The organism is Streptomyces marokkonensis, from assembly GCF_008312835.1.
GTDB classification, from domain to species: Bacteria; Actinomycetota; Actinomycetes; order Streptomycetales; family Streptomycetaceae; genus Streptomyces; species Streptomyces marokkonensis_A.
The window spans coordinates 17,304-31,523 of record NZ_VSKS01000021.1 but is presented as its reverse complement, the minus strand read 5'-3'; the positions used below and the strand labels follow the sequence as shown (position 1 = coordinate 31,523).

Annotated in this window: 12 protein-coding genes; 8 read left to right on the top strand and 4 right to left on the bottom strand. The window is 73.3% G+C overall.

Features of this window, described 5'->3' with window-relative positions:
* Positions 1 to 112 precede the first annotated feature (112 nt).
* Positions 113 to 1,306, bottom strand: a complete 1,194-nt coding sequence (locus F1615_RS28840) for a carboxylate-amine ligase (RefSeq protein WP_149551988.1) — start codon at positions 1,304 to 1,306, stop codon at positions 113 to 115.
* Positions 1,307 to 1,421: 115 nt separating this feature from the next.
* Complete coding sequence (locus tag F1615_RS28835; RefSeq protein ID WP_149552064.1) at positions 1,422 to 2,318, bottom strand: NAD(P)-dependent oxidoreductase; 897 nt, start codon at positions 2,316 to 2,318, stop codon at positions 1,422 to 1,424.
* A 124-nt stretch (positions 2,319 to 2,442) separates the two neighbouring features.
* Between F1615_RS28835 and F1615_RS28830 the strand changes: the two genes are divergently transcribed.
* Entirely contained in the window at positions 2,443 to 3,090 is a 648-nt protein-coding gene (locus F1615_RS28830) for a TetR/AcrR family transcriptional regulator (protein WP_149551987.1), read from the top strand.
* A gap of 49 nt (positions 3,091 to 3,139) precedes the next feature.
* Positions 3,140 to 5,038: a molecular chaperone HtpG gene (htpG, locus tag F1615_RS28825; RefSeq protein WP_149551986.1), complete on the top strand. Its 1,899-nt coding sequence runs from the start codon at positions 3,140 to 3,142 to the stop codon at positions 5,036 to 5,038.
* Positions 5,039 to 5,061: 23 nt separating this feature from the next.
* Here htpG and F1615_RS28820 read toward each other — a convergent pair whose 3' ends face one another.
* Positions 5,062 to 5,592, bottom strand: coding sequence for a DUF2269 domain-containing protein (locus F1615_RS28820; protein WP_244328888.1), 531 nt, complete (start codon positions 5,590 to 5,592; stop codon positions 5,062 to 5,064).
* A 294-nt stretch (positions 5,593 to 5,886) separates the two neighbouring features.
* Here F1615_RS28820 and F1615_RS28815 point away from each other — a divergent pair, with 294 nt between their 5' ends.
* From F1615_RS28815 to F1615_RS28800, 4 genes are all read left to right on the top strand, one after another.
* On the top strand, positions 5,887 to 7,197 hold the full coding sequence (locus F1615_RS28815) for a cation:proton antiporter (RefSeq protein ID WP_149551984.1): 1,311 nt from the start codon (positions 5,887 to 5,889) through the stop codon (positions 7,195 to 7,197).
* Between the two features lie 531 nt (positions 7,198 to 7,728).
* On the top strand, positions 7,729 to 8,658 hold the full coding sequence (locus F1615_RS28810) for a hypothetical protein (RefSeq protein WP_149551983.1): 930 nt from the start codon (positions 7,729 to 7,731) through the stop codon (positions 8,656 to 8,658).
* 198 nt (positions 8,659 to 8,856) lie between these two features.
* A complete protein-coding gene (locus F1615_RS28805; RefSeq protein ID WP_149551982.1) occupies positions 8,857 to 10,023 on the top strand; it encodes a S1 family peptidase in 1,167 nt (388 codons plus the stop codon).
* A gap of 163 nt (positions 10,024 to 10,186) precedes the next feature.
* Positions 10,187 to 11,509 (top strand): lipase family protein, encoded by a 1,323-nt coding sequence (locus tag F1615_RS28800; RefSeq protein WP_149551981.1) that lies wholly within the window; start codon positions 10,187 to 10,189, stop codon positions 11,507 to 11,509.
* A 252-nt stretch (positions 11,510 to 11,761) separates the two neighbouring features.
* On the opposite strand, the gene F1615_RS28795 is transcribed toward F1615_RS28800, so the two are convergent.
* Entirely contained in the window at positions 11,762 to 12,328 is a 567-nt protein-coding gene (locus tag F1615_RS28795; RefSeq protein ID WP_149551980.1) for a snapalysin family zinc-dependent metalloprotease, read from the bottom strand.
* Between the two features lie 229 nt (positions 12,329 to 12,557).
* On the opposite strand from F1615_RS28795, the gene mgrA reads away from it, so the two are divergent.
* Positions 12,558 to 13,601 carry an L-glyceraldehyde 3-phosphate reductase gene (mgrA, locus tag F1615_RS28790; protein WP_149551979.1) on the top strand — a complete coding sequence of 348 codons (1,044 nt, stop codon included), beginning with the start codon at positions 12,558 to 12,560 and terminating at the stop codon, positions 13,599 to 13,601.
* 102 nt (positions 13,602 to 13,703) lie between these two features.
* A complete protein-coding gene (locus tag F1615_RS28785) occupies positions 13,704 to 14,186 on the top strand; it encodes an MSMEG_6728 family protein (RefSeq protein WP_149551978.1) in 483 nt (160 codons plus the stop codon).
* The last annotated feature ends 34 nt before the right edge of the window (positions 14,187 to 14,220 follow it).

Genomic DNA, 14,220 nt, shown 5'->3' with positions numbered 1-14,220 from the left:
GGGGCGGGCGCGGGGAGGCATGCGTACTCCTGGACATGGCGGTGCGACTCTCCTTGGTCAGGGGTGGTTTCGGATGCGCGTGAGGGGCCGGACGGCCGGTGGCCCGTCCGGATCAGCCGGGCGTGCCCGGGGTCGTGGCCGAGTGCACGTGGGCCCGGGCCGGGCCCGCGCCGCTCGGGCCGGGCGAACGCCGGTGACGGCGGGAGGCGTCGGGTGCGAGGCGGTCGCCGCGGGTCTCGGCGACCAGCATGTCGATGCCGGCGAGCAGGTCCTCGTCGCGAGCGGCCCGCCGCAGCCGGTGCGCCGCGCTGCCCGTGGCGAGGGCCTCCTCGAGGAGCGTGCGCACGGTGGCGAAGTCACCGGACGCCTCCAGCGCCGGCCGCAGCCGGTGCAGCATCCCGCGCAGCACCACGGGGGCCGGAGCCCCCCGGCGGGTCCCGGGATCGACGAGGCGGCCCTCGAGGCCCGAACGCGCTGCGCGCCATGTGGCGGCGCGCAGCCACTCGTGGTGGCCGTCGCACCCGGTCCCTGAGCCCCGCTCCAGCCGTTCGCGGGCGTCCCGCACCAGCGCGCGGAACAGCCCGGCGACCAGCACCACGGTCTCGGCGCGCGGGCAGGCGTCGCAGATCCGCATCTCCAGTGTGCTCTGGTGGGCCGACGGCCGTACGTCGTGGTACAGCATCCCGGTGTCACTGATGACGCCCGAACCGATCAGCTCCGCCATGGCTGCGTCGTAGTCGGCGGCGCTCCCGTAGCAGCCGGCGGGACCCGCGGTCGGCCACCGCTGCCACAGCATCGTGCGCCAGCTGGCGTATCCGGTGTCGGATCCGAGCCAGAACGGCGAGCTGGCCGACAGGGCCAGCAGCGGCGGCAGCCAGGGCGACACCAGGCACATGGCGCGCACCGCGGTGTCCCGGTCGGGTACGTCGACGTGCACCTGGGCGCTGCAGATGAGCTGCTCGTCGGCCACCCGGCGGTAGTCGTCGGACATGCGCAGGAACCGGGCGTCGGCGGTGACGTCGCGGGGGGTGAGGCGGGCCAGCGGAACGGTGCCCGCGGCCACGACGGCCAGGCCGAAGGACGAGGCGGCCGCGTCCAGCCGGCGCCGGGTGCCGGACAGGTCCGCGAAGAGGTCGTCCAGGGTGTCGTGCACCTGACTGTTGCTCTCCACCGCCGACTGCTGCAGCTCACGGCTGAAGCCGTCTCCGCCGAGCCTGCCGAGCAGTGTGTCGGCACGCGGCACGAGCCGGCCGCTCTCCACGTCCACGACGTGGAACTCTTCCTCTGCTCCGATACGCACCGTCACCGTTGGTCCCCTTGCCCTCGTCCTGTGCCGTCCCGCCGGGGCCCCGAGGGCTCCGGCCGCCGTTCGGCACTCCCCCGGGTGCCCCGGATGCGGTGAGGGCAATCGGAACCCGAGGTCACCCCCGCCGGGGCGGCGCGGGCGGGCCGTCGGTCCTGGCCTCCAGCGCACGGAGCACGGCCACCATGTCCTCGCCCCCGTGGCCGTCCGCCACGGTCTCGCCGAAGAGGGTGTGGCAGACGTCGAGGAGCGGGGAGGCCACGCCGGCCTTGCGGGCGGCCTCCGCGATCAGGCGGTTGTTCTTCAGTACGTCGGTGGCCGCGGCCTGGACCGTGAAGTCGCGGTCGAGCAGCTTGGGCGCCTTCATGCGGGAGACGGCGCTGGCCATCGGGCCGGCGTCCAGGACGTCGAGGAAGCGGCGGCGGTCGAGACCGTGCCGGGCGGCGAAGTGGAACGCCTCGGTGAGCCCGGTGACCTGGGTGATCAGGAAGAGGTTCACGGCGAGCTTCATCAGCAGGGCGCTGGGGACCGGACCGCAGTCGAACGTCTCGTTGCACATCGGGGCGAGCAGGGGCCGGACGGCCGCCACGGCGGAGTCGTCGCCCGCCAGCATCGCGACCAGGTGTCCCCGCTCCGCCGGGACCCGGGAGCCGGACACCGGGACCTCCGCGTAGGCACCGCCCGCGCGGCGGACCGCGTCCTCCAGGGCGGCCGAGTACTCCGGTGACGTCGTGCCCATGTGGACCACGGTGTGCCCGGCGACCCGGGCGGCGAAGTCCGGTGTGCCTCTGCCCAGCACCGCGTCGACGGCCGCCTCGTCGGCCAGCATCAGGAGCACGGTGCCGGTCCGGTCGAAGACCTCGGCGGCGCTGCCGGCCACCTCGGCCCCGGCCTCCCGCAGCGGTGCGCACCGGCCGGGGGTGCGGTTCCAGACGACGAGCGGCGTCCCGGCGCGGGCGAGGTTGAGCGCCATGGGCCGGCCCATGACTCCGAGTCCGATGAAGCCCACGTCCACGATGCACCGCCGTTTCCGGGCGCACCGGGGCACCCTGACGTCTATGACCGCTGTCATAGTAGCGGCCCTCATGACGGCCGTCATAGGGTGAGGGAGTCGGGAACACGCGGGCGGGAGGCCGGGGATGGCGGTGCCGGAACGGGGGCCACGGGAGCGGATGGTCTTCAGCGCGGCCCAGCTGATCCGGCGCGACGGGGTGTCCTCGACGGGGATGCGCGACGTGGCCGCGCACGCGCGAGCGCCGCGCGGGTCGCTCCAGCACTACTTCCCGGGCGGCAAGGAGCAACTCGTCAACGAGGCGGTGGGCTGGGCGGGCCGGTACGCGGGCAACCGCGTGGCCCGCTTCCTCGCCGCGCTGCCCGAGCCCACGCCCGGCGCACTGTTCGCCCTGATGGTCCGCCAGTGGACCGACGAGTACGAGACCCACGGCTTCGGCGGCGGCTGCCCGGTCGCCGCCGCCACGGTGGACCGTGCCGGATCCGCCGATTCGACGCGCGAGGCAGCGTCCGCCGCCTTCACCGGGTGGACCGGTGCGGTGGCCCGCGCCCTGGCGGACATGGGCGTTCCCGCCGAGCGGTCCGCGCCGCTCGCGACGCTGATGATCAGCTCCCTCGAAGGGGCGATCCTGATCGCCCGCGCCGAGCGGAGCGTCCGCGCCCTGACGACGGTGGCCCGGGAGCTCGGCCCCCTCCTGGACGCGGCCCTGCCCGGAGCCGGCTCCGGACCGTCTCCGGGCGCGGCACCGGGGAGTGACGCCTTTTTACTAGAGTGAGCGGGCCAGTATCCGGCGTACTCATGGACCAGTGAGGTAATCGCGAACCATGTCGACCGAAACGTTTGAGTTCCAGGTAGAGGCCCGTCAGCTGCTCCAGCTGATGATCCACTCGGTCTACTCGAACAAGGACGTCTTCCTGCGTGAACTCGTCTCCAACGCCTCCGACGCGCTCGACAAGCTGCGTCTGGCCGCACTGCGGGACGACACGCTCGACGCGGACGTCTCCGACCTGCACATCGAGCTCCAGATCGACAGGGACGCCCGTACGCTCACCGTGCGGGACAACGGCATCGGCATGTCGTACGACGAGGTCGGGCAGCTCATCGGCACGATCGCCAACTCGGGCACCGCCGAGTTCCTGCGGGAGCTTCAGGAGGCGCAGGACGCGGCCGGGGCGGAGGGCCTGATCGGCCAGTTCGGCGTCGGCTTCTACTCGGGCTTCATGGTCGCGGACGAGGTCACCCTGCTCACCCGGCGCGCGGGAGAGCGGCAGGGCACCCGCTGGACGTCGCGGGGCGAGGGAACGTACACGCTGGAGGCGGTCGACGACGCACCGCAGGGCACCTCGGTCACGCTGCACCTCAAGCCGGCCGACCCCGACAACCAGCTGCACGACTACACCTCGGTGTGGAAGATCAAGGAGATCGTCAAGCGCTACTCGGACTTCATCACCTGGCCGGTCCGGCTGGTCGGCGAGACGGGCGACGACGGCGAGGCGGCCGGGCCCGAGACGCTCAACTCGATGAAGGCGCTGTGGGCTCGTTCACGCGAGGAGGTGTCCGAGGAGGAGTACCACGAGCTCTACAAGCACATCGGCCACGACTGGCGCGAACCGCTGGAGACCATCCAGCTGCAGGCCGAGGGCACGTTCGAGTACCAGGCCCTGCTGTTCGTCCCGTCGCACGCCCCGCACGACCTGTTCAACCAGAACTTCAGGCACGGGCTGCAGCTGTACGTGAAGCGCGTCTTCATCATGGACGACTGCGAGGCGCTGCTGCCGTCGTACCTGCGCTTCGTCAAGGGCGTCGTCGACGCGCAGGACCTCTCGCTGAACGTGTCGCGCGAGATCCTCCAGCAGGACCGGCACATCCGGATGATGCAGCGCCGGCTCACCAAGAAGGTGCTGGCCTCCGTCAAGTCCATGATGACCGAGGACACCGAGCGGTACGCCACGTTCTGGCGGGAGTTCGGCGCCGTGCTGAAGGAGGGGCTGGTCACCGACCCCGACAACCGTGACGCCCTCCTCGCGGTGACGTCGTTCGCCACCACGAAGGGGGACGACGCGACGGTCACGCTGCGGCAGTACGTGGAGCGGATGCCGGACGGGCAGGACGACATCTACTACATCACCGGCGAGTCCCGGGAGAGCATCGACAACTCCCCGCACATGGAGGCGTTCCGGGAGCGGGGCGTCGAGGTGCTGCTGCTCACCGACCCCGTCGACGAGGTGTGGGCCGACGCCGTGGGCGAGTACGAGGGCAAGCGGCTGCGGTCCGTCGCCAAGGGCGAGATCGACCTCGGCGCCCGGGAGGACGACCGGAGCGAGGACGAGCGGGAGCAGCAGGCCGAGGCGTACGCGGGTCTGCTCGGCTGGATGCGGGAGCGGCTGGAGGAGGACGTCAAGGAGGTGCGTCTGTCGACGCGGCTGACGGTGTCGCCGGCCTGCCTCGTCGCCGACGCGAACGATCTGACACCGGCGCTGGAGAACATGTACCGGGCCATGGGGCAGGAGGTGCCGCGCACCCGGCGCGTCCTCGAACTCAACCCGGACCACGCCCTGGTGAAGGGCCTGAACGAGGCGTACGGGCATCGCGAGGACCCCTCGGACCTCACCGACACCGCGGAACTGCTGTACTCGCTGGCCGTGCTGGCCGAGGGCGGCCGGCCGAAGGACCCGGCACGCTTCGTGCAGCTGATGGCCGACCGGCTGGAGCGCACCCTGTGAGGTGACGGCGCGCCCGTCCGCGCTCAGACGCGGGCGGGCCCGGCGGAAGCCGGCCCGCGGACGGCCGCCCGCGGGCGCCGGCCGCGGCGGGTGAGGCCCCAGGGCTTGAGGACAGAGATCACCGTCATGAGGACGTGGGCGGTCAGCGAGACGACCGGCCCCATGAGGACGTCGCCGCCGTCGGGCAGGGCGTGCCCGGCGGACACGGCTTCCGCGGCCGCGTTCACACCCGCCCGCGGGGCGAGGACCGTGGCGGTGACCGTGGCGAGGGTCAGCCAGAACCCCGTCCGCACCCAGCGGTGCCTCGCCGGCCCCCAGGGCGTGCCCAGGGACAGGACCAGGCCGCCGGCGAGCGCCAGGAAGGCGATCGGGAGCAGGAGCCGGTCGGCGAAGAGCTTCAGGGCCCGGACGGACGCCTCCACCGCGGCCGGCTCCCCGGTGGTGTTCGCGGTGACGCCGAGCGCTAGCAGCCCGACGGTGGGTCCGGGCCGGCCGGCCGAGGCGACGACATGGATGACGAGGTGGGCCCGGCGTGCGGGTCGGCTGAGTTCCACGAGACCCACGGTGCCGGGCCCCGGCGGCACGGACATCCGGCGGCGGGAGTAACCCCGTGTACTGACGTCGGCGTACACCGGGCGGGGTCAGCGCTCGTAGCGCGGAGGCCTTCCCGCTTCGTCAAGGCCTCCGCGTCGCCACGGAGCCTTCGTCAAGGCCTCCGCGTCGCCACGGAGCGCACTCGGTCCGCACCGGCCACAGGGCTCCTCGGGAGCCCCGTCCCTCACGCCCGGGGGTGTGCTTTCGGCCGGATGGGCGGCGTGCCGTCGGCCGGAGCCGGGCACATGTGATCGGTGACTTCCCCTGAATTCCTCTTCACCCTGCTCGGGGCCGGTGCCCTCGGCGCGGCCGTGCTGCCGCGCCTGGTGGCCCGCATGCCGCTGTCGTTGCCCCTGGTCTTCCTGGTCTGCGGGGTCGGCCTCGAACTGTTGCCGTTGCCGATGCCCGAGCTCGACCCCGTGTCGGACCGGGTGTGGGTGGAGCACATCACCGAGATCTGTGTGGTCGTCTCCCTCATGGGTGCCGGTCTCGCCCTGAACCGGCCCTTCGGCCGCCGCAGCTGGCGGGCCACCTGGCGGCAGCTGGGTGTCACCATGCCGCTGACCATCGCGGCGGTGGGCTTCCTGGCCTGGGGCGTACTGGGCTGGGCGCCGGCCGCAGCGCTGCTGCTGGCGGCGGTGCTCGCGCCGACCGATCCGGTGCTCGCCTCGGAGGTGCGGGTGGGCGCGCCCACCGACTCCGAGCACGACGAGGACGAGGTGCGCTTCGCGCTGACCAGCGAGGCCGGGCTGAACGACGGGCTCGCCTTTCCCTTCGTGATGGCCGCCGTCGCGCTCGCCGCGGCCGCGGGCGGGCGGGTGACGGGCGGCGGAATCGCCCACTGGGTCCTGGTCGACGTGCTGTACAAGTGCGCGGTGGGTGTGTTCGCGGGACTCGCGATCGGCGCACTGCTCGGCTGGCTGTTCTTCCGGGCGGGGTGGCGGGCGATGCGGCTGTCCGAGCAACGGGAGGGCTTCGTCGCCATCGGCGCCACGTTCCTCGCCTACGGGGTGACGGAGCTGCTGCACGGCTACGGCTTCCTCGCGGTGTTCGTCACCGCCTGCCGGATCCGTGCGGCGGAGCGTGCGCACGGCTTCCACACGGTGCTGCACGACTTCGTCGAGCAGGTGGAGCGTCTGCTGACCGCCGCGCTGCTGTTCCTGCTCGGCGCGTTCGTCGCCCAGGGCGGACTGGGGCCGCTGACCTGGCAGGGCGCGCTGGTGGGGGTGCTGCTGCTGTTGGTCGTCCGGCCTCTGACCGGATGGGTCGCGCAGCTCGGTACGCCCGCCGGTCCCCGGGAGCGCCTGGTGATCGCCTTCTTCGGGATCCGCGGCATCGGCTCGCTGTTCTATCTGGCGTACGCGCTCGGCTCCCCCGGCTTCGACGTCCCGGCCGGGCAGATGTGGGCGGTGGTGACCTTCACGGTGCTGGCGTCCGTGGTCCTGCACGGCGTGAGCGCCACCCCCGTCATCTCCCGCCTCGACCGGCTCCGGCTGCACCGCGCCCGCTCGGGCGACGCGGGAGGGAACCCGGACGAGGACACGGTGGCGGGCGAACGGCTGTGACCCGCGGGCGGTGCCGCGGGGCGGCCGGCCGGGTGCCGGCGGTCCCGCTGCCCGATCCGGCGTCCGGCTGAGTCCCTGCCGGGTCGACGACCCACCGAGCCACCGGGCTCCCGTCCCCTCCGGCCCCGGCCCGGGCTCACCACCCACCCGGCCACCCGGCAACCGGGCCCGGGCCACGGCCGACCGGGCCGCCACGCCCTGGCGCACCGCGTGTCGGGCCGCCCGCCCTCTGGCTCCCGGTCCGGTGGGACGCCACCCTCCGGGGCACGGGCCGACGGGCCGAGGGGCCGACGCCGAACCCGCCCGGGAACACGGCCCCATGGAATACCGGAACACCGGAACGCCGGAACACGGGTACGCCGGAGCGACGGTCCGCCGGGCCGTCGTGCCGCCGCGTCACACGGCGCACGGGTCACCCGGTTCGCGGTCACCGGCGCGCGCGTGCCGGGTGGCGGTGCCCTGCGTTCCCCAGGCTCGCGGGGACGCCCGTCCGATGTGCGCGGCCGTCGGGTTCGGTGGAGTCTGGGGATCATGCGGCGCACGGACGTACGGGACGGTGGGGACGACGATGTGGAGGCGGTCCTCGACGAGCTCTACGCGCTGCCGCCGTCCGAGTTCGTCACCCGGCGGGAAGAGCGGGCCGCGGCCGCCAGGACGGCCCGGCGGGCCGACGACGCGCGCCGGATCCACGCCGCCCGCCGCCCCACCCTCGCGGCCTGGGCGGCGAATCTGCTCCGGCGTTCCCGGCCGGACGAGGCCGAGCGGTTCCTGGAGCTGGGACGGGCGCTGCGCGAGGCCCACGCCACCCTGGATCCGAGCGGGCTGAAGGAGCTGTCGGCCCAGCGGCGGCGTATCGTCTCCGAGCTGTCCCGGCAGGCGGCGGGGCTGGCCCGGGAGGCGGGGCACCCGTTGTCCGGCGCGGTCCAGCGGGACGTCGAGACGACGCTGCGCGCCGTGCTCGCCGATCCGGAGGCGGCAGACGTGTGGGCCACGGGCCGGGTGGAGAGCACGCTCACCCCTCCGTCGGGCTTCCCCGCGGGTGCGGCCACCGCGGAGCGCCCGGCGCGCAAGGCGTCCCGCACGCCGGCGCGTGCGCCGTCGGAGTCAGCGCGGAAGAAGGACGAGCCGGCGGAGCGGCGCGCGGAACGGCAGAGGCGGCTGGCCGAGGCGCGGAAGGCGGCCCGGGAGGCCGAGGAGCGGCTGCGTGACCGGCGCACCGAGCGGGAGGACGCCGAGGCCGCGCTCCGGCGGGCGCGCGGGCACCGCCGGGAGGCCGAGGAGCGGGTGTCCGCACTGGAGGAGCAACTGCGGAAGGACCGCGCGGAGTTGGAACGGGCGGAACGGGAGCAGGGGGAGGCGGGGAAGCGGCACCGGACGGCCGCGGACACGGTGGCCAGGGCCCAGCGGGAAGCGGAGGAAGCCGCGAGGGAGGTCGAGCGGGCGGAGAAGGGCGCCCGCTGACCGGGGACACGGGCGACGACGACGGGACAACGGCGAGGACCCGGCACCGCCCTGACGGTGTGCCGGCAAAATGAGGCGTGCATTGGCATAGACCTGACACCAAGGCCTCGCTAAGCTCTGCTCACCTCACGTTGAGAGCGCTCTCACACTGCGGTTGTTCCACCCCCACCTTGCTGGAACGACGAAGGGCAACCTTCCATGAGACGCACCAGACTCACCCATGCCGGCGTGGCCGCCCTGCTCATGATCGGCAGCTGGACCGCGGCGGGCACCTTGCCGGCCTCGGCGCAGGACGCCCCCGGGTCCCCCACCGCCGGCTCCGCGCCCGCCTCGACCGCCCTGCTGGACGCGATGCAGCGGGACTTCGGCCTGACCCGCGCCGAGGCGGAGGACCGGCTGGCCGCCGAACGCGAGGCCACCGACCTCGCGCCCGAGGCGCGCAGGACGGCCGGATCCGCCTACGGCGGGGCCTGGTTCGACGCCGGGAGCGAGAAGCTGACCGTCGCCGTCACCGAGGACGCCGACGCCTCGACGGTCCGCGCCCTGCGCGGCTCCGGCGCCGCCGTCCGCACCGTCGAGCACAGCGCGAAGCAGCTCGACGCGGCCAAGTCCCGTATCGACCGCCTCGACGCGCCGTCGGGCGTCAGCAGCTGGTCCGTGGACCCGACCGCCAACACGGTCGTGGTGAACGTCGTGGACGGCCGGCGCGCCGACAACGATGTCCGCTCGTTCGTGGCCAAGGCCCGCGAGGCCGGTCCCGTCACCGTGCGGACCGTGCCGGCCCCGGCCGAGACCTTCGCCGCCGGAACCGTCGGCGGCGACCCGTACTACACCGGCAACGTCCGCTGCTCCATAGGCTTCTCGGTGCACGGCGGCTTCGTCACCGCCGGACACTGCGGCGGGGCCGGCCAGCAGGTCAGAGGCTGGGACGGCTCGTACATCGGCAACTTCCAGGGCTCCTCGTTCCCGGGCAACGACTACGCCTGGGTCAACGTGGGCAGCGGCTGGTGGACGGTGCCGGTGGTGCTCGGCTGGGGCACGGTGTCGGACCAGCTGGTGCGCGGCTCGGCGGAGGCGCCGGTCGGCGCCTCGATCTGCCGCTCCGGCTCCACGACCCACTGGCACTGCGGCAGGGTCCTGGCCAAGAACGAGACCGTCAACTACAGCCAGGGCGCGGTGCACCAGATGACGAAGACGAGCGTCTGCGCCCAAGGCGGCGACTCGGGCGGCTCGTTCATCAGCGGCGACCAGGCCCAGGGCGTCACCTCCGGGGGCTGGGGCAACTGCTCCAGTGGAGGCGAGACCTGGTTCCAGCCGGTCAACGAGATCCTCAGCCGTTACGGGCTGACGCTGCACACGGCCTGACGGCCCGGCACCCACGAGCGGGCCCCGCCGGACCTCCGGCGGGGCCCGCTCCCCGTGCCGCCCGCAAAAGTTACCGTGCCGTAACTTACTCATGGGTTACCGACGGTAAGTGAGCGCTGTTAGTTTCACGTTTCACCTTCCGGAGCAGAGCGAGGAGTGAGCCGTGAGCCGTATCAGCAGCGTGCTGACCACCGTGGTCGCCACAACGGCCTGTGTGTGCGTGTCCGCGCCGCCCGCCGCCGCGACCGACCCCGTGGTCTCGCGGGGCGTCACCATCCCCGCCTTCTACACCCCGCCCGCCGCACTGCCCGCGGGCAACGGCGTCCTGGTCCGGCACGAGCCGCTGCGCCTCGGACTGAGCCTGCCCGGCCTGGACGGCCGCACCCTGCCGGGCACGGCGACCCGGCTGATGTACACCTCCACGGACGCGGCCGGGCAGCCGGTGGCCGTCACCGGCGCCTACATCGAGCCCTCCGCCACCTGGAAGGGCGACGGCCCCCGGCCCCTGGTGGTCGTCGGCTCCGGAACCATGGGCCAGGGCGACCAGTGCGCGCCCTCGCTCGCCCTGCAGAACCCCCTGACGCTCAACGGCCGGACCGTGTCGTTCGGGTACGAGACGCTGGCGGTCTACCGGCTCCTCGCCACCGGCGCGGCCGTGGTCGTGACCGACTACGCCGGTCTCGGCGCGACGGACCGGCTGCACACGTACGTCAACCGCCTCGACGAGGGACACGCCATGCTGGACGCCGCCCGCGTCGCGCGGTCCGTGCCGGGCGCCTCGGTCACCGACGCCTCCCGTGTGGCCATGTACGGATACAGCCAGGGCGGCGGGGCCAGTGCCTCCGCGGCCGAACTCCAGCGGTCCTACGCGCCCGACGTACGACTCGTCGGCACCTACAGCGGTGCGCCGCCCGCCGACCTGGCGGCGGTCATGAAGGGCATCGACGGAAGCGCGCTGGCCGGCGCGCTGGGGTGGTCGATCAACGGTTTCTCCCAGGCCGAGCCCGAACTGCGCAGGGTCGTCGACGCGAACATCAACGCCACCGGACGCGAGGCGCTGAAGGACATCTCCACCGCCTGCGTCGGGGACGCGATCCTCGGCCACGGCTTCACCAAGAGCACCAAGTGGACGACGAGCGGGAAGTCCATGGCCGAGATCATCGCCGCCGAGCCCGCCGCCCGGGCCGTCCTGGAGAAGCAGCGCCTCGGCACGATGAAGCCCACCGGGCCGGTCCGGCTGGTCACCGGCGTCCAGGACGACATCGTCCCGCACGAGCAGGCACGCCAACTGGCCGTGGACTGGTGCGCCAGGGGCGGCGACGTCACCTACAAGGCCGTCCTGCTGCCCAACCTCGGCGACAAGATCCTCACCAACCACCTGGCGCCGCTCCTGACCGACCAGGGCGACGCGGTGGAGTGGCTGACCGACCGGCTCGAGGGCAGGCCGACGGGTTCCAACTGCTGGGCCGTGCCGGCGCGGCGCTGAGCCGCCCGCGACGCGAAGAGCCCCGTCCCAATGCTTCGGGACGGGGCTCTTGAGAGAGCGCCGGGCAGGCCTTGCACCTGCATCTCCCCGCAGGAAGCGGGGCGTCTTTCCTTGGACCACCAACGCACCGTCGGGCTGCGGGTTGCCCCGGCGCCGTGACGTGCCCCAACCCTAGCGGTATTCGCCTCAGCATGCACATCAGTCACATGAACGCTGGGGCGGGAAGCATCCCTGCGGGCGTCGGGCGGTCCGTCAGTCCCCGATCAGGGCGGCTTGCGGGGCCGCTGCCGGCTGCCCGGCGGCCGTCCGAGCGAAGTTGTCCTCGACCTCCGCCTTCTCCGCCGCGTTCGGATACGGGTTCGTGCACGCCACACCCGCGGTGGAACCGGACATCAGGCTGGAGCAGGGCCCGGGCTTGCGGTCGGGCAGGCCCAGGATGTGACCGAGCTCGTGGGACGAGATGCGGACCGTGTTGTAGCCCTGGTTCACGGCCTGGCGGCCGATGTAGACGGTGCCGTTGCCCAGGGAGCCGGGCAGTGCCCGCGGCCAGCCGTTGTCCGCCAGGACCCGGATGTTGGCGCGCTGTCCGGACGCCACCGGGCGCAGTTCCACGGCGTCGACGCTCTCGTTCCAGATCGCCGCGCCCCGGTCGACCGCGGAGCGGAACTCCGCGGAGCCGCTCGCGTCATAGGTGAGCACCCGGGCGGCGACCGGTCGCGCGGTCTCGTCGGACGGCGCGGCCGTGGCCTGGCCGCCCAGCAGGGCGAGGGACATCGTGACGACCGCGGCCAGACCGCCGGTCATCCTGCGGACGTGCATGGTCGACCTCCATGTGGGGGGGGAAGGTAGTCGTGCACATGACACACCTGGCGTACCTGCCCCACCGGCACGGCCGCCAATCCCTCATTCCGGCCGACCGAGCGAGGAGCGGTACCGCTGCACGCCGTGGACGGACCTGTTGGACTTCCTGATCACCCGGGGGCACTGTGGGGCAGAAGTGCACACACGATGCCACGGATCACCCCACCGCACCACCGGAGTCCGCACGATGAACCACATCGCCCGTCCCGAGCGCTACGACGGCACCATGCGCTACCGGCGCACCGGCCGCTCGGGGCTCGACCTTCCCCTGCTGTCCCTGGGCTACTGGCACAACTTCGGCGACGACCGGTCCTTCGCGACCCAGCGCGAGATCGCCCTGCGCGCCTTCGACCTGGGCATCACCCACCACGACCTGGCGAACAACTACGGCCCGCCCTACGGCGCCGCCGAGATCAACTTCGGCCGGCTGATGAGGCGGGACCTCGGGCCGTACCGGGACGAGCTGGTGGTCTCCACCAAGGCCGGCTGGGACATGTGGCCCGGCCCCTACGGCCAGGGCGGCGGCTCCCGCAAGTACATGCTGGCCTCGCTCGACCAGTCCCTGAAACGCATGGGGCTGGACTACGTCGACATCTTCTACTCGCACCGGCTCGACGCGACCACTCCCCTCGAGGAGACGATGGGCGCCCTGGACACCGCCGTCCGTCAGGGCAAGGCGCTCTACGTCGGCATCTCCTCCTACGACGCCGAGCGCACCCGCGAGGCCGTGGCCGTCCTCCGCGACCTCGGCACTCCGCTGCTGATCCACCAGCCGTCGTACAACATGCTGAACCGCTGGATCGAGACGGACGGCCTGCTGGACGTGGCCCAGGAGGAGGGCTTCGGGATCATCGGCTTCACGGCACTCGCGCAGGGACTGCTGACCGGGCGCTACCTCGACGGCGTACCGCAGGACTCCCGGGCGGCGGCGGGCACGTCGTTCGACACCGCGTGGCTGACCGAGGACATGCTGCACCGGCTGCGCGCCCTGAACGACATCGCGGCCCGGCGCGGGCAGAGCCTCGCGCAGATGGCGCTGGCCTGGGCCCTGCGGGACCGGCGGGTCACCTCCCTGGTCATGGGCGCCTCCCGCACCGAGCAGCTGGAGCAGAACGTGGCCGCGCTGGAGAACCTCGACTTCACCGCCGGGGAACTGGCCGAGATCGACCGGTACGCCACCGAGGGCGGCGTCGACCTGTGGCGCGAGGCGCGGCTCGGCACGATGGGCTGAGCTCCACAGCCGCCACGAGGTGTGCGCCGCCGGGGAAGGGGAACTGCGGTGCGGTGAGCCGCGCGGCGAGGCGCGGCGGTCCCCCGCCTCCCGGACGGTCGTATGCAGACCTTCATGCCGTACCCCGGTTTCCACGAGTCGGCGCTGGTGCTCGACCGGCGCCGGCTCGGCAAGCAGCGGGTGGAGGCACTCCAGGTGCTGCGCGGCCTGATCGTGCCGGGCTACGGGTGGCGCCGCCATCCCGCCGTGCGCATGTGGACCGGCTACGAGGAGGCGCTGGTGCGGTACGGCCTGGAGGTCTGCCGGGTCTGGCGCGACCGGGGCCACCAGGACAGCTGCGCCGCCACCCTCGTCGCCGACCTCGCGGGCGTCCGGCCCGGCGCCCCGGTGCGCGGTCAGCGGGAGCTGGCCGCGGCCGGCGAGCTGCCGCCCTGGCTCGGGGACGACGCGCTGCACCGCAGCCACCGCTCGGCGCTCATCCGCAAGGACCCGGAGGTCTACGGGGAGCTCTTCCCCGGGGAGCCGGACGACCTGCCGTACGTCTGGCCGCCGTCCGACCGCGACCCGGAGGCGGCCGCCGGCTGACCCCGGCGTCCCCTCCCCCAGGGGTACGCCGGGG